Source organism: Aestuariivirga sp. (genome assembly GCF_047602625.1).
Lineage (GTDB): Bacteria > Pseudomonadota > Alphaproteobacteria > Rhizobiales > Aestuariivirgaceae > Aestuariivirga.
The window spans coordinates 786487-805439 of sequence record NZ_JASGGV010000001.1 but is presented as its reverse complement, the minus strand read 5'-3'; the positions used below and the strand labels follow the sequence as shown (position 1 = coordinate 805439).

The following is an 18953-nucleotide window of genomic DNA, read 5'->3' as shown; positions in this document are numbered from 1 at the left end:
CCGTCAGCCCTTCATGAGATTGATGTCTTCAACCGCGATCGAGCCGCGGTTGCGGAAATAGGTAACGAGAATGGCAAGCCCGATGGCCGCTTCGCCCGCCGCCACGGTGAGCACCAGCAGCGCGAAGACTTGCCCCACCAGATCATTCAGCGCGGTTGAGAAGGCCACGAGATTGATGTTCACGGCCAGCAGCATGAGTTCAATCGACATCAGGATGACGATCACGTTCTTGCGGTTCAGGAAGATGCCGAAGATGCCGATGGTGAAGAGGATCGCGGCGACGGTGAGGTAATGCGAAAGCCCGATGGCCATGATCAGATGCCCTGCCCCGGTTTGACCTTGATGACTTCGATGGCTGTTGCAGGCCCGCGCGCCACCTGCGCCTCGATCGACTGGCGCTTGACGCCGGCCTTGTGGCGGAGCGTCAGCACAATGGCGCCGACCATGGCGACCAGCAGGATCAGCCCCGCGGCCTCGAAATAATAGATATAGTCCGTGTAGAGAACGTGGCCCAGTGCCTGCGTGTTGGTTACGTCTGAAGGCGTGGGAGACGCGGTGCGCAGGCTGGCTGGGTCAATGATCCAGCCGCCCACCGCGAGGATGAGTTCGCCCAATACGATCAGCCCGATCACGCCGCCAACCGGCAGATAATTGAGCATGCCCTGCCGCAGTTCCACGAATTCGACGTCGAGCATCATCACCACGAAGAGGAACAGCACGGCGACCGCGCCGACATAGACGACGACAAGGATCATCGCCAGGAATTCCGCGCCCATCAGAATAAACAACCCTGCCGCATTGAAGAAGCAGAGGATGAGGAACAGCACCGAATGCACGGGGTTGCGCGAGGATATCACCATCACGGCGGAGGCCACCGCGAGGGCCGAGAAGAGATAGAAGAAGAATACAGCGGCCATCGTTCAATCCTCAGCGATAGGGCGCGTCGGCGGCGAGGTTCGCCGCGATCTCGCGCTCCCAGCGGTCGCCGTTGTCCAAAAGCTTCTGCTTGTTGAACAACAGTTCCTCGCGTGTTTCCGTGGCGAATTCGAAATTCGGCCCTTCGACGATGGCATCCACCGGGCAGGCTTCCTGGCAGAAGCCGCAATAGATGCATTTCACCATGTCGATGTCATAGCGGGTGGTGCGGCGCGTGCCGTCATTGCGGCGGGGGCCTGCTTCGATGGTGATGGCCTGCGCAGGGCAGATCGCCTCGCAAAGCTTGCAGGCAATGCAGCGCTCCTCGCCATTGGGATAGCGGCGGAGCGCGTGCTCACCGCGGAAGCGCGGCGACAGCATGCCCTTTTCATTGGGATAGTTGAGGGTGGCTTTGGGCGCGAAGAAATAGCGCATCGCCATCACAGTGGCGGAAGCGAATTCCTTGAGGAAGAGCGAGCGGGCTGCGGCTGCGACTTTCATCTCTCGATCACCCCATCAAACCCTTGAACCGGCTGCCCAGCACATATCCGAGCACAGGCATGACCAACAGCGACTGCACGCGCACAAGCAGCATAATCAGGCCGGGATCCATGCCCTGCGATTGCGTGAGCTTGGCCTTTTCATGCCGCCAGCGCAGCGGCGGATAGACGAAACGCTGCACCAGCGCCAATTCCAGAAGCCCGAGGCCAAGGAACACCACCGACAGAATGATGCCGCCGAGACTGATCATGGCGCCCATCCGAATGCCACCAGAACGCCAGCCGTGAGGGCCACCCAGAACAGCGACAGCGGCAGGAACACTTTCCAGCCCAGCCGCATCAACTGGTCATAGCGGTAGCGCGGCACGATGGCCTTCACCATGGCGAACATGAAGAACACGAAGAGCAGCTTGATGAGGAACCAGATCACGCCAGGGATCCAGCTCAGCGGCGGAATGTCGATGATCGGCAGCCAGCCCCCCAGGAACAGGATCGACGTCATGGCGCACATCAACGTGATCGCCACATATTCCCCGAGCATGAACAGCAGATAGGGCGTGGAGGAATATTCCACCATGAAACCCGCCACGAGTTCGGATTCAGCTTCCACCAGATCGAAGGGCGGGCGGTTGGTTTCCGCCAGCGCCGAGACGAAGAAGACGATGAACATCGGGAAGAGCGGAATGAAGTACCAGTCGAGGAACGAGTTCGGCAGGCCGAGCATCGTGCCAAGGCCCGTCTTCTGCGAATGCACGATATCGCCGAGGTTCAGTGACCCCGCGCACAGCAGCACGGTGATGATGACGAAGCCGATCGAGACTTCATAGGAGACCATTTGCGCAGCCGAGCGCAACGCCGACAGGAAGGGATATTTCGAGTTCGACGCCCAGCCGCCCATGATCACGCCATAGACACCCAGCGATGAAAGCGCGAAAAGATAGAGGATGCCGACGTTGATGTTGGCAATGGCCCAGCCATCGGCCACCGGCACCACGGCCCAAGCGGCGAGCGCTAGAACGGACGTCACCAGCGGGGCAATGATGAAGATGCCCTTGTTGGCGCCATCGGGAATGACGACTTCCTTGAACACGAATTTCAGCAAGTCGGCGAAAGACTGGAACAGCCCCCACGGTCCCACCACATTCGGTCCGCGCCGCATCTGCACCGCCGCCCACACCTTGCGGTCGAAGAGGATGAGAAAGGCCACGCCCACCAGCAAAATGACCAACAGGAGAACGCTCTCGAGGAGATAGCGAACGATGGTGCCGAGCACCGTGTCATACATCCATGTGCGGATGATGCCGATAACGCCGCTTTCGTAGATGGCCCAGCCAAGCGCCGCGATGCAGACAAGCGCGATCAATGCGGCGAGCGCGGCAATGCCTGTATTCGAGGATCGGCGGGGCGCGGAAGGAATGCTTGTCATCATTTCACTCCGCGGCTTCCAGCGCGCGCGTATTCTTCAGGGCCGAACATTCAGCCATGATGCGTGACGCGCGGGCGATGGGGTTGGTGAAATAGAAATCGGTAACGGGAGACCGGAACGGTTCGGAGGACGCTTTCCCTGCTGCGTTTGCAAGTTCCGAAAGTTGGGCCGGGTCAGCGGGTGTGCGCTGGTCGAGCCGCGCCAGATGCGGCGCTACGCGATACATGGCGGCGCGTAGTTCCTCCAGATTGTTCCACGGCAGCGTGGCAGACAGCGAATCCGACAGCGCGCGTAGGATGGCCCAATCCTCTTTCGCATCGCCAGGCGGGAAAGAGGCGCGCCGCGCCATCTGCGGGCGGCCTTCGGTGTTCACATAGGTTACGGATTTTTCCGTATAGGCCGCGCCGGGGAGGATCACATCAGCGCGATGCGCACCGGCATCGCCGTGGGTGCCCTGATAGATCACGAAGGTGTTGCCGAGCGCCGTGGTGTCGATCTCGTCGGCCCCCAGCAGGAACAGCACGTCCAACTCGCCATTCTTCGCCGAGTTCAGAATTTCGGGAGCAGATTTCCCGCCATCCTTCGCCGGAAGGGCACACACGTCCAGGGCGCCCACGCGGCCGGCTGCGGTGTGCAGGATATTGAAGCCGTTCCAGCCATCCTTGATGACGCCAAGTGACACGGCAGCCTTGTAGGCGGAGGCCAGCACCGCTGCGCCATCAGGCCGGGCGAGCGCCCCCTGCCCGATGATGAACATGGGCTTCTGCGCCTTGGCGGCTTCATGGGTTTCAAAGGTGGCAAGTGTATCCGGCCCGGCGCCCAGATAGTTGTAGGAATAGGTAAGATCGGCACGCTCGCCGATGACGCCAATCAGGCAGCCGCCCTTCAGCACCCGCTTGCGGATGCGGGCGTTCAGCACCGGCGCCTCTACGCGAGGGTTGGCGCCGATCAGCATGATGGCATCCGCCTCTTCGATGGCTGAGATGCCGGAGTTGAAGAGATAGCCGGCGCGGCCGCCCTGCTCGCCCAAAGGCGATCCGTCCTGGCGGCAGTCGATATTCTTGATGCCCAGTTGCTCAGCCAACTGACGAACGGAAAACGCTTCTTCCGCGCCCACCAGATCGCCAAGGATAATGCCGATGCGCTCCGGCGCCGCCGCCTTGAACTTCTGCGCGATGCGGAGAAACGCTTCCGGCCATGTGGCGGCACGCAGCTTGCCAAATTCACGGATATAGGGCCTGTCGAGCCTCTGGTTGCGCAGGCCATCCCACACAAAGCGCGTCTTGTCGGAAATCCATTCCTCGTTCACATCGTCATTGGTGCGCGGCAGGATGCGCATCACTTCGCGGCCCCGCGCATCGACGCGGATGTTCGATCCCACGGCGTCCATGGCGTCGATGGTTTCCGTTTTGCGCAGTTCCCAGGGCCTCGCCTTGAATTCATAGGGCGCGGAGGTGAGCGCACCAACCGGGCACAGATCGATGATGTTGCCCTGAAGTTCGGAGGAAATCGCCTTGTTGAGATAGGTGGTGATTTCCATGTCTTCGCCACGGCCCGTGGCGCCCATCTCTTCAATGCCGCCCACTTCGGTCGTGAAGCGGACGCAGCGCGTGCACTGGATGCAGCGCGTCATCTCGGTCTTGACGAGCGGCCCCAGATATTTCTCCTCCACCGCCCGTTTGTTTTCATGGAAGCGGTTCTTGGAGATGCCGTAGGCCATGGCCTGGTCTTGCAGGTCGCATTCGCCGCCCTGATCGCAGATCGGGCAATCCAGCGGATGGTTGATGAGCAGGAATTCCATCACGCCCTCGCGGGCCTTTTTCACCATCGGAGTCTTGGTGAAAACTTCCGGCGGTTCGCCATTGGGGCCGGGGCGGAGATCATTGACCGACATGGCGCAGGAGGCTTGCGGCTTTGGCGGGCCGCCCTTCACTTCCACGAGGCACATGCGGCAATTACCGGCAATCGACAGGCGCTCGTGATAGCAGAAGCGCGGCACCTCGGCGCCCGCCTGCTCGCAGGCCTGCAGCAGCGTCACGCCGTTTTCGACTTCCAGTTCCACGCCGTCAATTTTGATCTTTGGCATCCGGGCTTACCTATTCGGCGGCGATGCGGCGCACCGCGCCGTCGTGATCGGGGTTGGACGCGTATTGGTCGATCCGCTCTTCGATGACATTGCGGAAATGCGTGATGAGGCCCTGAATGGGCCAGGCCGCCGCATCGCCCAGCGCGCAAATGGTGTGGCCTTCGATCTGCTTCGTGACATCGAGCAGCATGTCGATCTCGCGCTTTTCGGCGCGGCCTTCGGCCATGCGCGTCATCACGCGCCACATCCAGCCCGTGCCCTCACGGCAGGGCGTGCACTGGCCGCAGCTTTCATGCATGTAGAACTTGGACAGGCGGGCGATGGCCCGGATCAGGTCGGTGGACTTGTCCATCACGATCACCGCCGCGGTGCCGAGGCCCGAGCGGAGCTTGGACAAAGAGTCAAAATCCATCGGCGTGTCGATGATCTGGGCGGCAGGCACCATGCGCACGGAGGAGCCACCGGGGATCACCGCCAGCAGATTGTCCCAGCCGCCGCGCACGCCGCCGGCATGTTTCTCGATCAGTTCGCGGAAGGGAATGCCCATTTCCTCTTCCACATTGCAGGGCCTGTTCACATGGCCGGAAATGCAGAAGAGCTTGGTGCCGACATTGTTGGGTCGGCCAATGGCGGAGAACCACGAAGCGCCCCGCCGCATGATGGTTCCCGAGACGGCAATCGATTCCACGTTGTTCACAGTGGTGGGCGCGCCATAGAGACCAACATTGGCCGGGAATGGCGGCTTCATGCGGGGCTGGCCCTTCTTGCCCTCGATGCTTTCCAGCATCGCGGTCTCTTCGCCGCAGATATAGGCGCCCGCACCATGGTGTACGATGATGTCAAAGTCCCAACCATGCACATTGTTCTTGCCGATCAGGCGCGCCTCATAGGCCTGATCGACGGCGGCCTGAAAATGCTCGCGCTCGCGGATGAATTCGCCGCGCACATAGACGACGGCTGTATGGCAGCCCATGGCCGCGCCCGCCAGCAGGCAGCCTTCCACCAGCAGGTGCGGATCGTGCCTCAGAATTTCACGGTCCTTGCAGGTGCCGGGCTCCGACTCGTCGGCGTTCACCACCAGATAATGCGGGCGCTCGCCGATCACCTTCGGCATGAACGACCATTTGAGGCCGGTGGGGAACCCTGCCCCGCCGCGTCCGCGCAGGCCCGAGGCCTTGATCTCGTTCACCATCCAGTCGCGGCCCTTGTCGATGAACGACTTGGTGTCCACCCAGCAGCCGCGTTTGCGCGCCCCGTCCAGCCCCCAGTCATGGAGGCCGTAGAGATTGGTGAAGATGCGATCCTTGTCAGCGAGCATGGCGTCGTTTCACTTCTTCTTTTTCGGCTTTTCGCCGACCGGATTGTCCGGCCGCCAGCCCGTGGCGAGTTTTTTGGACTGGCTGATCCAGTCGTCGCGCTTGGCGCGGCCCTTGAAGCCCTCAAGCCGCTCATCCACCCAGGCCAGTTCCTTGGCCGTCCAGGAAGCGATTTGGTCGAAATGCCAGACGCCCATCTTGTTCAGCAGCTTCTCCAGCGCTGGACCAACGCCCCAGATGAGCTTGAGGTCATCGGCCTTGGAGCCGGTGCGCGGCTTCTTGAACAGTTCAGGCTGGCCTTCCGGCCGGGGCTTGGGTTCTGCCTTGGGCTTCGCCGCGACTGGCGCATGCATGGGCTTGCCAAGGTGATCTTCGATTTTGATCGGCTTTGGCGCACCGGGATTGGTGATCTCGACGGCCTTGACCTCCGTCGACGGGCGCGGCGTGGTGACAGGCTTGGGCGCATCCGGCTTCACCGCGGCCTTCGCAGCATCTGCCGCGACCGCAGCGGCGGTGACCAGGCGAATCTCTTCCGGTTTGGGAGCGGCAGCAGCGGGAGCCGGCGTTCCGGCAGGAATAGTGGCGATAGGTGCTGGCGCTGCCGGCGCAGCCGATGCCGGGGGCGTTGTTTCTGCGGGAGGCGGCGGCGGCGGAGGCTCCACGCGCACGAATGTCCTCTGGCCCGCGTAAAGGGATGGATCGGTCAGGGCAATGGGACCACCTTCAGGGGCCGAATGCTGGCGGCCATTTTGCGGGCCTGGCTTGATAGGGCGGCCTGCTTCAATGTCGTCAATCAGCTTTTCGAGGCTTTCCGGCGTCAGATCCTCGTAGGTGTCCTTGAATATCTGGATCATCGGCGCATTCACGCAGGAACCGAGGCATTCCACCTCTTCCCATGAGAGCGAGCCATCGGCGTTGAGGTGATGCGGCTCGTGATGGATGCGGTGCTGGCATACCGCCTTCAAATCCTCTGCGCCCCGCAGCATGCAGGGCGTGGTGCCGCACACCTGGATGTGCGCCTTCTTCCCCACCGGCGAGAGCTGGAACATGGTGTAGAAGGTTGCGACTTCCAGCACGCGGATGTCGGACATGCCCAGCATGCTTGCGACATATTCAATGGCCGGGCGCGTGACCCAGCCGTCATTCTGCTCCTGCGCCCGCCACAACAGCGGGATCACGGCAGAGGCCTGCTTGCCTTCCGGATATTTGGAAATGGTCTTCTTCGCCCAGGCAAGATTCTCCGCACTGAATGCGAAGCTGTCGGGCTGAACGGGATCGAGACGGCGTACGCTCACCGGTCCACCTCACCAAACACAATATCGAGAGAGCCGAGTACGGCAGAGACGTCGGCCAGCATGTGGCCGCGGCAGATGTGGTCCATGGCCTGCAGATGCGCATATCCCGGCGCCCTGATCTTGCAACGGTAAGGCCGGTTGGTGCCGTCGCTCACCAGATAGACGCCGAACTCGCCCTTGGGCGCTTCAACGGCGGCATAGACCTCGCCCGCCGGCACCTTGTAGCCTTCGGTATAGAGCTTGAAGTGATGGATCAGCGCTTCCATCGAGCGCTTCATCTCGCCGCGCTTGGGCGGCACCACCTTGCCATCCGTGGACGAGACCGGGCCAGTTTTTTCCGTGCCCGAAAGCCGCTCCACGCATTGCTGCATGATCTTCACACTTTCGCGCATTTCCTGCATGCGGATGAGATAGCGGTCGTAGCAGTCGCCGTTCTTGCCGATGGGAATATCGAAATCGAGTTCAGAATAGCATTCATAGGGTTGCGCCTTGCGCAGGTCCCACGCCGCTCCTGAGCCTCTCACCATGACGCCGGAGAAACCCCACTCGAAACATTCCTTTAACGACACGACGCCGATATCGACGTTGCGCTGCTTGAAGATGCGGTTTTCGGTGAGAAGGCCTTCGATGTCGTCCAGCACCTTGTTGTGATGCGCGCAGAAGTCGCCGATGTCATCGACCAGTTTCTGCGGAATGTCCTGATGGACCCCGCCGGGGCGCACATAGGCGGCGTGCATGCGCGAGCCTGAGGCCCGCTCATAGAACACCATCAGCTTCTCGCGCTCCTCGAAGCCCCACAGCGGAGGGGTGAGCGCGCCCACGTCCATGGCCTGCGTGGTAACGTTCAGAAGATGCGATAGAAGGCGGCCGATCTCAGAATAGAGCACACGGATCAATTGCCCGCGCTTCGGCACTTCGATGCCAAGCAGGCGTTCCACGGCCAGTGCGTAGGCATGTTCCTGGTTCATCGGCGCCACGTAGTCGAGGCGGTCGAAATAGGGTACGGCCTGCAGATAGGTCTTGTATTCGATCAGCTTCTCGGTACCCCGGTGAAGCAGCCCGATGTGCGGATCGACGCGCGTGCACACCTCGCCGTCAAGTTCCAGCACAAGGCGTAGCACGCCGTGCGCCGCTGGATGCTGCGGCCCGAAGTTAATCGAGAAGTTGCGGGTGGAGGAAGGTGCGGCTTCGGTCATGTCTTCGCCTTTTCGTCGCCCGGGATGATGTAGTCAGAGCCTTCCCAGGGCGAGAGATAATCGAACGACCGGAATTCCTGCACCAGCTTCACGGGCTCATAGACGACGCGCTTGGCTTCGTCGTCGTAGCGCACCTCCACCAAGCCGGTGAGCGGGAAATCCTTACGGAGCGGATGGCCGGCGAAACCGTAGTCAGTGAGGATGCGGCGGAGATCCGGGTGATCGGAAAACAGCACACCGTAAAGATCGTAGGTCTCGCGCTCATACCAGTTGGCGGCCGGAAACACCGGGATCGCCGTCGGCACGGCGGTGTCCTCATCGGTCTCGACTTTCACGCGGATGCGGCGGTTCTTGTAGGGCGCCAACAGGTGATAGACCACGTCAAAACGCTTTTCACGCTCGGGGTAGTCCGCGCCGCAAATGTCGGTGAAGCAGACGAAGCCGCATTCTGGGTCATCGCGCAGGAAGGTGAGGACGCGGACAATATCCTCCGCCTTCGCGCTGACGGTCAGTTCCCCGAATGCCATCATCGTGCCGGTGACGGAAGCGCCAAGCGCTGCGGCGATGTGTTCGCCAAGTGCTTCAAGGGTGTCTGCCATGGTCAGCGCTCGATCGTGCCAGTGCGGCGGATTTTTTTCTGAAGCTGCAGGATGCCGTAAAGCAGCGCCTCCGCGGTGGGCGGGCAGCCCGGAATATAGATGTCCACGGGCACGATGCGGTCGCAGCCGCGCACCACGGAATAGCTGTAGTGATAATAGCCGCCGCCATTGGCGCAGGAGCCCATGGAAATCACGTAGCGCGGCTCCGGCATCTGGTCGTAGACCTTGCGGAGCGCGGGGGCCATCTTGTTGGTGAGCGTGCCGGCGACGATCATCACATCCGACTGGCGGGGCGAAGCGCGAGGCGCAAAACCGAAGCGCTCCACGTCATAGCGGGGCATCGACGTCTGCATCATTTCAACGGCGCAACAGGCGAGGCCGAAGGTCATCCACATCAGCGAACCGGTGCGGGCCCAGGTGATGAGGTCATCCGAGGCCGCGACGAGGAAGCCCTTGTCGGCCAGCTCGGCGTTGATGGCCGAGAAATAATCCTGCTGGGCGGGGGTGGCGCGTTCGATCAATCCCATTCGAGGGCCCCTTTCCGCCATTCATAGATGAAGCCGATGGTGAGAACGCCAAGGAATACCATCATCGACCAGAAGCCCGGGACGCCGACTTCCTTCAGAGAGATCGCCCAGGGAAACAGGAAGGCCACTTCGAGGTCGAAGATGATGAAGAGGATGGAGACGAGATAGAATCGCACGTCGAACTTCATGCGGGCGTCGTCAAAGGCATCGAAGCCGCATTCATAGGCAGACAGCTTTTCAGGATCGGGATCGCGGAAGGCGATGATGAGCGGTGTAATGAGCAGCGCGATGCCGATTCCCGCTGCAACAGCCATGAAAATCACAATCGGCAGATAGTCTTTCAGGAGGTCGTTCATGTAGCCTGCCTTGCGTCCGTCGCTGGGAGGACAAGATTTCGCCGTGTTAGGTAGCGCACCGCACCATGAGCCGCAAGCATTTCGGGCGAGCGGTGCATAACGCATCGGTAGCCCTGCACTGCGCTCAGGCAAAGCCGTAAATTGTCGCAGCGCAAAACAAAACCGCCGGTCACGGGGACCGGCGGCTGAAAGGATCAATGTGGAAAGATCAGGCGGCAGCCTGATCCTTGCGGCGGCGGTATCCAATGCCCGCCACGCCGGCCAGCGCCGAGCCGAGCAACACCATGGCGCCCGGAAGCGGGATGGGGCTCACATCATACTTCACGTTGTCGATGCCGACATAGCCATCGGAGCCGATCTGGAAGACGATCTTCGCGGCTTCCGAAACGGCCGTCGCCACCGTGAACAGTGTGCCATTGGTCACGTCAGTGGACGTGAAGGCCGCAAGAGTACCCGACGACAGAAGCGTCCAAGTGTTGCCGACGACACTGTAGAAACTGTAGCTCTCGCTGGCGCAACCGGATGCGCGGGCGCAGAAGGCGCTGAACGATACGTTGGTCAGCGCATAACCCGGGTTGGCGCTGAGCGTGATCTGAAGGCTGCCGGTGCCGAAATTGGCGTTGTCATATGCCCAATCGCTGAACAGGCCCTGGGCGAGTGTGTGCGGCTCTTCGCTCCAGTAAACGTCCTGCGAGGCCACAAGGTCGTGGGTTGCATTTTGGCCGAATGAATTCGGATCATTGGTCTGGTAGCTGAAGTCGACATACGCCGAATTCTGCTTCCGTGCCGTTAAACGCTGTTGGAGCGGTTCCGTAAAGCCCTTCGCCGTCATTGGTGCCACCGGTGCCGGAATAATAGAATTCCGTGTGGATGCTTGCGGCCGAGGCCGGCACCGCAAGAAGAGCCAGTGCCGCAAAAGACACTGCAATACCGAAATTGTTCATTGGGCCTCCGAGTGAAGCAATTTGCTTCTATGTTGAGTTGAATGGGCTTGTAATGCGTACCGTTGCGTCATGTCAACAATTCGGTGCAACCATAAGCTTAACGGCGTTTAGATAAGACTAACGGGAAGCCGCTTCCGTAAGGGTAGGCAATTAACTCTTCTGGAGGGTAGAATTGCGTGCCGCCCTCCATCTTCTGGAGTGGCGCGAGTGACGGGGCTCGAACCCGCGACCTTCGGCGTGACAGGCCGACGCTCTAACCAACTGAGCTACACCCGCAATTCACGGGGGCGGGTGATAGAGGACACCCTACCCCCTGTCAAGCTGCGGTTCAGCGCTTTTTGGCGGTCACTTCGATCTCGATTTTCATGCGGGAATCGATGAGTTCTGCGACGATCATCGTGGAAGCCGGGCGGATATCGCCGAAGTATTTGCGCAATACCGGCCAGCACGCTTCAAAATCTCCCGCCGCTGGGAGAATATAGTTAACGCGCACAATGTCAGCCATGGCAAATCCGGCTTTTTGTAATGCAGCGTCAATATTCTTCAGTGTCTGCTCGGCTTGGTCCTCCACCCGCTCCGAAATGGTTTGGGCGGCATAATTGAAGCCCGTGGTTCCGGAAACCCAGCACATGTCGCCATCCACGACAGCGCGGGAATAGCCGATTTCGGCTTCGAACTTCGAGCCGGAGGAAATGAGCGTGCGTGTCATGGGGTGGTCTCCTTGAAGATGATGTGGTGTTCGGCCAGCCACTGGCGGTCGGCGGCATGGCGATGCTGCAGCATCGCGATTTCCTCCGGACTGGCAAGAGGGCTCCCGGCCACCCTGAGGCTCCGGGTGAGGAGCGCCCTGGCTTGCCGCAGGCTGAGGAATGGCTCAACGGCGGTTTTGCCTGTGGGCCGCACGGCATGCCTGGCCAGCACTCTGGATGCGGTTTGGAGATCGCCAGCCTCTTGCACGTTCTGTCTTGCGAGTCGGACCAGAAGGCGCTGCAGGCCCGGCCGTTCCTTCAACTCTATCCGCGCATCCAGAGCCGCGAGCTGCTGATGCAAGGTCAGCAGGATTGAAGGCGGCACCATATTGGCCCGCCCTAGAGCCTTGTCAGGGAAGGCCGTGCAGGCCAGGAACAATTCCAGCGACGCCAACAGCCTCCGCCCTCCGTCAAGCCTCAGTCCGTCCAGCGAGTGGATCAGTGGCGCAGCAATTCCGGATAGCTGCTCCACCACAGGCCTGAAACCTGTGGAAGGCGGCAAAACTTCTTGCGTAAACGTCATGAAATCAATGGTTTGTCCGCGCAATTGGGCAATCCGGTAGAGGGATGTCAGCCAAGCCGTGTGTTCGCGGAGAACCAGCACCGGCAGAAGCTCGTGCCGATTGGCAATATTCCGAAGCACCTGAACCAACGGCTCGAGCTTGGAAAAGGCCGGTCCGTTCAGGCCGGGCATCAGGCCAGTCAGGTTCTCGTCTGAAATGACGACAGCGCGCCAGGTGCGGGAGAGGCGTTCAAGCTCTTCTTCCACCATCAGTGCGATTGCTTCGGCGCTGTCGGCCTGGAGCGTATCACCCACCAGAACACCAAGCAGAGAAGGCTGGGCGCCTGATGAGAGGTCGGTGAGCAGAAATACCCCCTCCGCTTCCAGCGCCGTCCGGTGATCCTCCAGATAGCGTTGCAAGGCCGTTGAGGCTGCCCGGTGCAGCCCAACATGGACGGCGATCTTCATGCGCTCCCCATTGTATCGCCCCAGCCAAGGTGGCGCACGCTCCGGAACGCATCCTTGTCTCGCCGCGGCACGTGGCGCATGGCGATTCCCTGTTCCGTGCAGAGGCGGAGCGCTAGCGCCGCTTTTGTGTAAACGGGAGGCGCGATGATCCGCGGAGGGCTGGCAGCGGCCCGCTCACGGCTAAAGGCCGCCCACGCGAATTTCTCATCCTCAAAGGGGACTGTGGCCGCCTTGGCGTGCATGTGGGCGCGGGACCGCGGCAGGCGGACCGAAAAATGGCACCAGTCCGCGCCTTCCAACGGGCATGTGTTTTCATGTGGGCATGGCCCGATGACGGAAGCACCGAGTCTCAAGAGCCTTTCCCGTGTGGCGCGGATGCGGGCGAAGCCTGAGGGTGTTCCGGGCTCGACAAGCACAAGGGTCTCCTGCGCACGGGCCCACAAGGCATCTGCCGCTTCCGGCATTCTGTTCAGCGGAATTTCCGCCAGCGCATAAGCGGCAATCACCAGATCGGCCTTCGCCCCGGCATGCAGCAGCGAGCCCATCTCGCCTTTCATGCCGGCCAGACCACCCTCAAGTGCCAGGGATTGCGCCAGCGTCAGGAAATCACGGTTGTTATCAAGCAGTTCAAATTTCTCAAGGCTGCTCCAGCAGGCTGAGGCCGCCCAGGCAGCCGTCCCGGGGCCAGAGCCCGCATCAACAAGCGATTTTGGCGCAAACGCGGGGCGAAGCCGCTGCACCTCGCTCAGGACAGTGGAGACAGCGGCGTAGGTGGCGGGCAGCCGGGTGACCAGATAGGCGGCGAGATCGATTCCTTCCGAGGTACCGCCGGCACGGTAGGTCGTGGAAAGCTGCCGCGCGCCACCGCGCGCGCCGCCTCTCCCGGCCTCTGCCAGCCAGCGTTCCACCGCCTGAGAAAAGCCATCCGGCAAGGCCATTCATGACTCCGTATTCAGCTTGCGCCCGGTTGCCGCAGGCTGCTGAACTATCTAAAGGTGATTCACTGTTCTCTCCAGCCTGAAAGGCCAATTCCCGGATGTTCGTTTCATTCTTCCCTTCGCCACGGGCCTTCTTCTGGTCCGCCGCCCTGTGGACCATTGCCTGCGTGCTGATGTGGTTTTTCTTTTTTAAAGAAGCGGGGCATTTCATTGGATTGGAGAATCCGCCGGACGGAACACCGCCGGTGATCGGTGTCATGAAATTCCTCACCAAACCATTTCTCTATTTCTATATTTATTTTTCTGCTGCCGTGGCGATTTTTGCTGCTGTCTGGTGGCGGATTGATCCGCACCCCTACTTCATGTGGTCTGTCCTCGGATCAGCACTCATCATGTTCGTCACCTATTTTCAGGTGGAGGTGAGCGTCGCCATCAATGACTGGTATGGCCCATTCTATGACATGATCCAAGCGGCGGTAAGCAAAAGCCGCGTCGTGACAGGGCAGGAATACATCGGCCAAATGATGGTTTTTGCGTGGATCGCTTTGATTGCTGTAGTCGTCGCGGTCCTCACAAGTTTTTTTGTTTCCCACTATGTGTTTCGCTGGCGAATGGCAATGAACAACTATTATCTCGCTAATTGGAGTGAGTTGAGAACAATTGAAGGCGCTTCGCAGCGTGTGCAGGAAGACACGATGCGATTTGCGCAGAATCTTGAAGATCTTGGAGTAAGTTTTATAAATTCCATAATGACGCTGATAGCGTTTTTGCCTGTTTTGCATTCGCTGGAGCCCGTAGTATCGGAGTTGCCAATTGTGGGTTCGATTCCCTATCCCCTCGTCACTGCATCGATTGTCTGGTCATTGTTCGGTACGGGATTTCTTGCCCTCATTGGTGTCAAATTGCCGGGACTGGAATTCCGCAACCAGCGCGTGGAAGCCGCTTACCGCAAGGAACTTGTGCTGGGCGAAGATGACCCGGCGCGGGCCCAGCCTCCCACGATTCATCAGCTTTTCGCCAATGTTCGTCACAATTATTTTCGTCTTTACTTCAACTATCTCTATTTCAATATCGGCCGGATCATCTATCTCCAGACGGACAACATCTTCCCCTATCTGGTTCTCGCCCCTACCATCATAGCGGGCAAAATAACGCTCGGACCCCTACAGCGTATTATCGGAGCCTTCGATCAAGTGCGGGGCTCCTTCCAATATCTGGTCAATTCATGGACAGACATCATCCGCATGATTTCCATCTACAAACGCCTGCGCGCCTTTGAGGCGACGTTGCGCGGAGAGGCTCTCCCCAGCCTCGATCAGGAGTACATTGCCCAGGGTGGCGAGGCGTGAAATACCTGCGCTGGGGGTAGCAGGACGGAGAGATGACGGTAGCGGCGGTGATTGTCGCGGGCGGATCAGGCCTGCGGGCGGGCGGCGAGGTGCCGAAGCAATACCAGATGATTGGCGGCAAGCCCGTCATCTGGTGGACGCTGAAGGCATTTACCGGTCATCCCGGCATTTCCCGCGTGCAGCCGGTGATTGGCGAAGGCCATGAGGATCTGTTTGCCGCCGCCACGGAAGGCCTCGAATTCGCGCCACCCGTCACCGGCGGTATGACACGGCAGGACTCCTGCCGCCTTGGCCTTGAAGCGCTGATGCCCCATGCGCCTGCCAAGGTGCTCATCCACGATGCCGCGCGGCCCTTCGCCTCGCAGGATTTGATCAGCCATGTCATCGCGTGGCTGGACCGGCACAAGGCCGTCATCCCCGGAATGCCCGTTCAGGAAACGCTGAAGCTGGCGCCCGGTGGCTTCATCAAGGCTACCGTGGACCGGACCGCCATGTGGACGGCGCAGACCCCGCAGGGTTTTTCGTTTGAAGACATTCTTGCCGCCCATCAGGCGGCGCATTCCTCCGGCACCGAAGGCCTGACAGATGATGCGTCTGTGGCCGAACATGCGGGCATGGCCATCGCCATGATCGCGGGCCGCAGCGAGAACCGCAAGCTCACTACAGCCGATGACATTGTGGCGGCGGACCGCAGCCTGACCTCAGCGCAATTTGCGCAGCTCCCGGACATCCGCGTGGGCCAGGGCATCGACATTCATCCCTTTGCGCCGGGTGAAGCGGTAACACTATGTGGCGTGGCCATTCCGTTCAGCAGGAAACTTAAAGGCCATTCCGACGCCGACGCGGCGCTGCACGCGCTCACCGATGCGATTTTCGGCGCGCTTGGCGAGAGCGACATCGGCGTGCATTTTCCGCCCAGCGATCCGCAATGGAAAGGCGCTGCCTCCTCCATTTTCCTCGGCGCGGCGGTGGAAAAGCTGCGCGCGCGGGGCGGCGTCATTGCCAATGTGGATATTACAATCCTGGCCGAAGCGCCGAAGATTTCACCGCATATTCCGGCCATGAAGGCCTTGCTCTGCCCCCTGCTCGGCATCACCACAGACCGCATCGCCATCAAGGCGACGACCACGGAAAGGCTGGGCGCCATCGGGCGCGGCGAAGGCATCATGGCCTTTGCGACGGCAACGGTGCGGCTGCCATGATGTTCAGCGCCGATTTGTTGCGTGATGCACAGGCCCTGCTCGAAGCGTGCCGCATGCGGGGCCTGCACATCGCCACAGCGGAAAGCTGCACCGGGGGATTGATCGGCGGTGTGCTCACCGCCATTCCGGGCTCCTCCGACGTGGTGGACGCCGGCTTCATCACCTATTCCAACGAAGCCAAGTCGCGGCTCATTGGCGTGCCTGAAAGCCTGCTGAAAGCCCAAGGGGCGGTCAGCGAGGAAGTGGCTCGCGCCATGGCGGAGGGGACGCTCAGGGCTTTTCCATCAGCGTCGCTGGCGCTGTCTGTCACGGGCGTCGCTGGGCCGGGCGGCGGAACGGAGTTGAAGCCCGTGGGGCTGGTGCATCTGGCGGCGGCGCGGCAGAAGCATCCGACGCTTCACACCCGCCTCACGCTTGGGCCGCTCACGCGCGAAGGGATCAGGCTGGCATCCGTCGCAGCAGCGCTGCGGCTGGGGCTTGCTCAGGCGGCGGCGGGCGAGCCGTAGAGCTTCTTTGCCCGCTCCTCAAACGCATTCATGATCTTGCGCACCGCAAGATCAAACATGCCGGACAGCAGAAATTGCAGCGACCGGCTCTTGAGCGTGTAATCCACCATGAAAGTGATATCCGAACCGCCATTCGCGCCAGGCGTGATCCGCCATTCCGAAACAAGCGATTTCACCGGCCCCTCGTTCGACGTGGCTTTCACGGAATGGGTGGCGGGATCAACCGTGACATGGCTTCGCAGCACATCGGAGATGCCGAGTTTCTTGTAGGCGAAATGCAGGTCCGCCATGAAGCTGCGGCGGCCGTCCGGCAGGTCCTGCGCGTTGGTGATGATGGATTTTTTCACCAGCGGAATGAACTGGTTGTAGTGGCCGACATTGCTGGCCACTTCAAAAATCTGGTCCACCGTGTAAGGAACGTGGCGGCTTACCTTGAAAGTGCTCATTCGTCAGTGCCCGGAATTGTTTTGCCGCGCCGCGCGGAGCCGCGCGAAATCCTCGCCCGCATGGTGCGACGAGCGGGTGAGCGGGCTGGCCGCCACCATCAGGAAGCCCTTGGCATAGGCTATCGTTTCATAGCCCTTGAATTCATCGGGCGTCACGAAGCGGTCGATGGCGGCGTGCTTACGGCTGGGCTGGAGATATTGGCCGATGGTGATGAAATCGATTGTGGCGGAGCGCATGTCGTCCATCACCTGCATCACCTGCTCGCGCGTTTCGCCCAGGCCCACCATGATACCGGATTTGGTGAACATCTGCGGGTCAAGTTCCTTCACCCGCTGCAGCAGGCGAAGGGAATGGAAATAGCGGGCACCCGGCCTGATCTTGAGATAGAGCGACGGCACGGTTTCCAGATTGTGGTTGAACACGTCAGGCCGCGCTTCCACCACCTGCTCGAGTGCGCCATCTTTCTTCAAGAAATCCGGCGTCAGCACTTCGATTGTTGTGTTAGGTGAAGCCGCGCGGATGGCGCGGATGGTGCGGGCGAAATGCGTAGCACCCCCATCCGCGAGATCGTCACGATCAACGGAGGTGATGACGGCATGGGAGAGCCCCATGCGGGCGATGGCGTCCGCCACCTTTTCCGGCTCATCCTGCACCAGCGCATCGGGCAAGCCGGTCTTCACATTGCAGAAGGCGCAGGCCCTCGTGCAGGTATCGCCCATGATCATGAAGGTGGCGTGTTTTTTTGACCAGCACTCGCCGATATTGGGGCAGCCCGCCTCTTCACACACGGTGACGAGGCGGTTGTCGCGCACGATTTTTTGCGTCTCGGTGTAGACCGGGGAACCCGGCGCCTTGACGCGAATCCACTCCGGCTTCCGCAGCACCGGCGTATCAGGCCGGTGCGCCTTCTCTGGGTGGCGCGGACGAGAAACCGTGTCGAGCAGTGTGACCATCAGGCCCGGCTACGATTACCGAAGATCAGCCTGGCGATCAGGATGAGGATGATGGCGCCCACGGCAGCGACGATCAGGTTGCCCCAGAACCAGCCATGGAAAAATTCGCCCAGGCGCAGATCCAGCGAGTTGGCAATGAAGGCGCCGATGTAGGAGCCAATGATGCCGCAAATGAGGTTCATGATGAGGCCCATATTGGACTTCGTGACCTTTTCTGCGATGTAGCCGGCGAGAACGCCGATCAGCAGCGTGCCGAAAAAGCCCACGCCGCCGCCCAGATCCATCAGATTGTTCATGCTTTGCGCTCCCTGAATCCACCAAACGAAGATGCGCCAGATATGGCCCAGCGAAACGGTGCAGGCAAGGTCTTTCCCGGTGGGCTATTTTGACCAGAATTTCACGATTTTGTCCTGTTGTTCCGGCGTTTGCGTGAGCTCTGGTGCCTGTCCGGCGGCAATCAGCACGCCACCCGTGAGCATAACAACACACAGCGGCTTCACGATCCCGCCCATCGCCGCGCCAGCCAGCAATCCGCCGAGTGATTTCCCACGGCCAAACCACAGACTCACGATCACCGCGCCGAACGCAGCCAGAACGATGTCGAGCATGTCGAAAGCGTCAAAGAGCTGGTTTAGCTGGTCCATGGCGCTCAAGCATGCGTCACGTTCCTTAACGCTTC

Annotated in this window: 24 protein-coding genes and 1 tRNA gene; 3 read left to right on the top strand and 22 right to left on the bottom strand. The window is 60.6% G+C overall.

From position 1 onward, the window contains the following. Positions 1-3 precede the first annotated feature (3 nt). The 18 genes from nuoK to QM694_RS04085 form a co-directional block, all read right to left on the bottom strand. Positions 4-312, bottom strand: a complete 309-nt coding sequence (gene nuoK / locus QM694_RS04170) for an NADH-quinone oxidoreductase subunit NuoK (protein ID WP_415005672.1) — start codon at positions 310-312, stop codon at positions 4-6. A gap of 2 nt (positions 313-314) precedes the next feature. Further along, positions 315-917 carry an NADH-quinone oxidoreductase subunit J gene (locus tag QM694_RS04165; RefSeq protein WP_415005671.1) on the bottom strand — a complete coding sequence of 201 codons (603 nt, stop codon included), beginning with the start codon at positions 915-917 and terminating at the stop codon, positions 315-317. Positions 918-927: 10 nt separating this feature from the next. Next, on the bottom strand, positions 928-1416 hold the full coding sequence (nuoI, locus tag QM694_RS04160) for an NADH-quinone oxidoreductase subunit NuoI (RefSeq protein WP_415005670.1): 489 nt from the start codon (positions 1414-1416) through the stop codon (positions 928-930). A 7-nt stretch (positions 1417-1423) separates the two neighbouring features. Beyond that, a complete protein-coding gene (locus tag QM694_RS04155; RefSeq protein ID WP_415005669.1) occupies positions 1424-1666 on the bottom strand; it encodes a hypothetical protein in 243 nt (80 codons plus the stop codon). Further along, positions 1663-2700: an NADH-quinone oxidoreductase subunit NuoH gene (gene nuoH / locus QM694_RS04150; RefSeq protein ID WP_415005767.1), complete on the bottom strand. Its 1038-nt coding sequence runs from the start codon at positions 2698-2700 to the stop codon at positions 1663-1665. Before nuoH ends, QM694_RS04155 begins: the two co-directional genes overlap by 4 nt. Positions 2701-2845: 145 nt before the next feature. Continuing rightward, positions 2846-4927, bottom strand: coding sequence for an NADH-quinone oxidoreductase subunit NuoG (gene nuoG / locus QM694_RS04145; RefSeq protein WP_415005668.1), 2082 nt, complete (start codon positions 4925-4927; stop codon positions 2846-2848). 10 nt (positions 4928-4937) lie between these two features. Beyond that, complete coding sequence (gene nuoF / locus QM694_RS04140) at positions 4938-6245, bottom strand: NADH-quinone oxidoreductase subunit NuoF (protein WP_415005667.1); 1308 nt, start codon at positions 6243-6245, stop codon at positions 4938-4940. A gap of 9 nt (positions 6246-6254) precedes the next feature. Then, entirely contained in the window at positions 6255-7538 is a 1284-nt protein-coding gene (gene nuoE, locus QM694_RS04135) for an NADH-quinone oxidoreductase subunit NuoE (RefSeq protein WP_415005666.1), read from the bottom strand. Then, positions 7535-8734 (bottom strand): NADH-quinone oxidoreductase subunit D, encoded by a 1200-nt coding sequence (locus QM694_RS04130; protein ID WP_415005665.1) that lies wholly within the window; start codon positions 8732-8734, stop codon positions 7535-7537. The genes nuoE and QM694_RS04130 overlap by 4 nt, the downstream gene beginning before the upstream one ends. Next, entirely contained in the window at positions 8731-9333 is a 603-nt protein-coding gene (locus tag QM694_RS04125) for an NADH-quinone oxidoreductase subunit C (RefSeq protein WP_415005664.1), read from the bottom strand. Before QM694_RS04125 ends, QM694_RS04130 begins: the two co-directional genes overlap by 4 nt. Before the next feature lie 2 nt (positions 9334-9335). Next, positions 9336-9860, bottom strand: coding sequence for a NuoB/complex I 20 kDa subunit family protein (locus QM694_RS04120; RefSeq protein WP_415005663.1), 525 nt, complete (start codon positions 9858-9860; stop codon positions 9336-9338). After that, positions 9851-10216: an NADH-quinone oxidoreductase subunit A gene (locus QM694_RS04115; protein ID WP_415005662.1), complete on the bottom strand. Its 366-nt coding sequence runs from the start codon at positions 10214-10216 to the stop codon at positions 9851-9853. The genes QM694_RS04120 and QM694_RS04115 overlap by 10 nt, the downstream gene beginning before the upstream one ends. 208 nt (positions 10217-10424) lie before the next feature. After that, on the bottom strand, positions 10425-10916 hold the full coding sequence (locus tag QM694_RS04110; RefSeq protein WP_415005661.1) for a PEP-CTERM sorting domain-containing protein: 492 nt from the start codon (positions 10914-10916) through the stop codon (positions 10425-10427). Positions 10917-10953: 37 nt separating this feature from the next. Then, complete coding sequence (locus QM694_RS04105; protein ID WP_415005660.1) at positions 10954-11160, bottom strand: hypothetical protein; 207 nt, start codon at positions 11158-11160, stop codon at positions 10954-10956. A gap of 199 nt (positions 11161-11359) precedes the next feature. Beyond that, positions 11360-11436, bottom strand: a tRNA-Asp gene (locus tag QM694_RS04100). 52 nt (positions 11437-11488) lie between these two features. Further along, a complete protein-coding gene (locus tag QM694_RS04095; RefSeq protein WP_415005659.1) occupies positions 11489-11869 on the bottom strand; it encodes a RidA family protein in 381 nt (126 codons plus the stop codon). Then, complete coding sequence (locus QM694_RS04090; RefSeq protein WP_415005658.1) at positions 11866-12879, bottom strand: hypothetical protein; 1014 nt, start codon at positions 12877-12879, stop codon at positions 11866-11868. The genes QM694_RS04095 and QM694_RS04090 overlap by 4 nt, the downstream gene beginning before the upstream one ends. Next, entirely contained in the window at positions 12876-13817 is a 942-nt protein-coding gene (locus tag QM694_RS04085) for a small ribosomal subunit Rsm22 family protein (protein WP_415005657.1), read from the bottom strand. The genes QM694_RS04090 and QM694_RS04085 overlap by 4 nt, the downstream gene beginning before the upstream one ends. Positions 13818-13915: 98 nt before the next feature. Here QM694_RS04085 and sbmA point away from each other — a divergent pair, with 98 nt between their 5' ends. The 3 genes from sbmA to QM694_RS04070 are packed head-to-tail and all read left to right on the top strand — an operon-like array spanning position 13916 to position 16874. Continuing rightward, complete coding sequence (gene sbmA / locus QM694_RS04080; RefSeq protein WP_415005656.1) at positions 13916-15166, top strand: peptide antibiotic transporter SbmA; 1251 nt, start codon at positions 13916-13918, stop codon at positions 15164-15166. A 32-nt stretch (positions 15167-15198) separates the two neighbouring features. Further along, a complete protein-coding gene (locus QM694_RS04075) occupies positions 15199-16368 on the top strand; it encodes a bifunctional 2-C-methyl-D-erythritol 4-phosphate cytidylyltransferase/2-C-methyl-D-erythritol 2,4-cyclodiphosphate synthase (protein ID WP_415005655.1) in 1170 nt (389 codons plus the stop codon). Further along, positions 16365-16874, top strand: a complete 510-nt coding sequence (locus QM694_RS04070; RefSeq protein WP_415005654.1) for a CinA family protein — start codon at positions 16365-16367, stop codon at positions 16872-16874. Before QM694_RS04075 ends, QM694_RS04070 begins: the two co-directional genes overlap by 4 nt. Here the strand turns inward: QM694_RS04070 and QM694_RS04065 are convergent. The 4 genes from QM694_RS04065 to QM694_RS04050 all read right to left on the bottom strand — a co-directional run bounded on the left by QM694_RS04065 (position 16850) and on the right by QM694_RS04050 (position 18927). Then, positions 16850-17320 carry a type II toxin-antitoxin system RatA family toxin gene (locus tag QM694_RS04065; RefSeq protein WP_415005653.1) on the bottom strand — a complete coding sequence of 157 codons (471 nt, stop codon included), beginning with the start codon at positions 17318-17320 and terminating at the stop codon, positions 16850-16852. The two genes, QM694_RS04070 and QM694_RS04065, sit on opposite strands and share 25 nt — an antisense overlap. A 3-nt stretch (positions 17321-17323) precedes the next feature. Continuing rightward, positions 17324-18274 carry a lipoyl synthase gene (gene lipA, locus QM694_RS04060; protein ID WP_415005652.1) on the bottom strand — a complete coding sequence of 317 codons (951 nt, stop codon included), beginning with the start codon at positions 18272-18274 and terminating at the stop codon, positions 17324-17326. Next, positions 18274-18570, bottom strand: a complete 297-nt coding sequence (locus tag QM694_RS04055; protein WP_415005651.1) for a GlsB/YeaQ/YmgE family stress response membrane protein — start codon at positions 18568-18570, stop codon at positions 18274-18276. Before QM694_RS04055 ends, lipA begins: the two co-directional genes overlap by 1 nt. A gap of 84 nt (positions 18571-18654) precedes the next feature. Next, a complete protein-coding gene (locus QM694_RS04050) occupies positions 18655-18927 on the bottom strand; it encodes a hypothetical protein (RefSeq protein WP_415005650.1) in 273 nt (90 codons plus the stop codon). Between the last annotated feature and the right edge of the window lie 26 nt (positions 18928-18953).

Bases quoted from the DNA above. Each gene is read 5' to 3' on its own strand.
- QM694_RS04090 (WP_415005658.1), bottom strand. From the start codon at position 12,879: ATGAAGATCGCCGTCCATGTTGGGCTGCACCGGGCAGCCTCAACGGCC.
- lipA (WP_415005652.1), bottom strand. From the start codon at position 18,274: ATGGTCACACTGCTCGACACGGTTTCTCGTCCGCGCCACCCAGAGAAG.
- QM694_RS04070 (WP_415005654.1), top strand. From the start codon at position 16,365: ATGATGTTCAGCGCCGATTTGTTGCGTGATGCACAGGCCCTGCTCGAA.
- QM694_RS04155 (WP_415005669.1), bottom strand. From the start codon at position 1,666: ATGATCAGTCTCGGCGGCATCATTCTGTCGGTGGTGTTCCTTGGCCTC.
- QM694_RS04065 (WP_415005653.1), bottom strand. From the start codon at position 17,320: ATGAGCACTTTCAAGGTAAGCCGCCACGTTCCTTACACGGTGGACCAG.
- QM694_RS04130 (WP_415005665.1), bottom strand. From the start codon at position 8,734: ATGACCGAAGCCGCACCTTCCTCCACCCGCAACTTCTCGATTAACTTC.
- sbmA (WP_415005656.1), top strand. From the start codon at position 13,916: ATGTTCGTTTCATTCTTCCCTTCGCCACGGGCCTTCTTCTGGTCCGCC.
- QM694_RS04075 (WP_415005655.1), top strand. From the start codon at position 15,199: ATGACGGTAGCGGCGGTGATTGTCGCGGGCGGATCAGGCCTGCGGGCG.
- nuoK (WP_415005672.1), bottom strand. From the start codon at position 312: ATGGCCATCGGGCTTTCGCATTACCTCACCGTCGCCGCGATCCTCTTC.
- nuoF (WP_415005667.1), bottom strand. From the start codon at position 6,245: ATGCTCGCTGACAAGGATCGCATCTTCACCAATCTCTACGGCCTCCAT.
- QM694_RS04115 (WP_415005662.1), bottom strand. From the start codon at position 10,216: ATGAACGACCTCCTGAAAGACTATCTGCCGATTGTGATTTTCATGGCT.
- QM694_RS04120 (WP_415005663.1), bottom strand. From the start codon at position 9,860: ATGGGATTGATCGAACGCGCCACCCCCGCCCAGCAGGATTATTTCTCG.
- QM694_RS04125 (WP_415005664.1), bottom strand. From the start codon at position 9,333: ATGGCAGACACCCTTGAAGCACTTGGCGAACACATCGCCGCAGCGCTT.
- nuoH (WP_415005767.1), bottom strand. From the start codon at position 2,700: ATGTATGACACGGTGCTCGGCACCATCGTTCGCTATCTCCTCGAGAGC.
- QM694_RS04085 (WP_415005657.1), bottom strand. From the start codon at position 13,817: ATGGCCTTGCCGGATGGCTTTTCTCAGGCGGTGGAACGCTGGCTGGCA.
- QM694_RS04105 (WP_415005660.1), bottom strand. From the start codon at position 11,160: ATGAACAATTTCGGTATTGCAGTGTCTTTTGCGGCACTGGCTCTTCTT.
- QM694_RS04165 (WP_415005671.1), bottom strand. From the start codon at position 917: ATGGCCGCTGTATTCTTCTTCTATCTCTTCTCGGCCCTCGCGGTGGCC.
- QM694_RS04055 (WP_415005651.1), bottom strand. From the start codon at position 18,570: ATGAACAATCTGATGGATCTGGGCGGCGGCGTGGGCTTTTTCGGCACG.
- nuoG (WP_415005668.1), bottom strand. From the start codon at position 4,927: ATGCCAAAGATCAAAATTGACGGCGTGGAACTGGAAGTCGAAAACGGC.
- QM694_RS04095 (WP_415005659.1), bottom strand. From the start codon at position 11,869: ATGACACGCACGCTCATTTCCTCCGGCTCGAAGTTCGAAGCCGAAATC.
- nuoI (WP_415005670.1), bottom strand. From the start codon at position 1,416: ATGAAAGTCGCAGCCGCAGCCCGCTCGCTCTTCCTCAAGGAATTCGCT.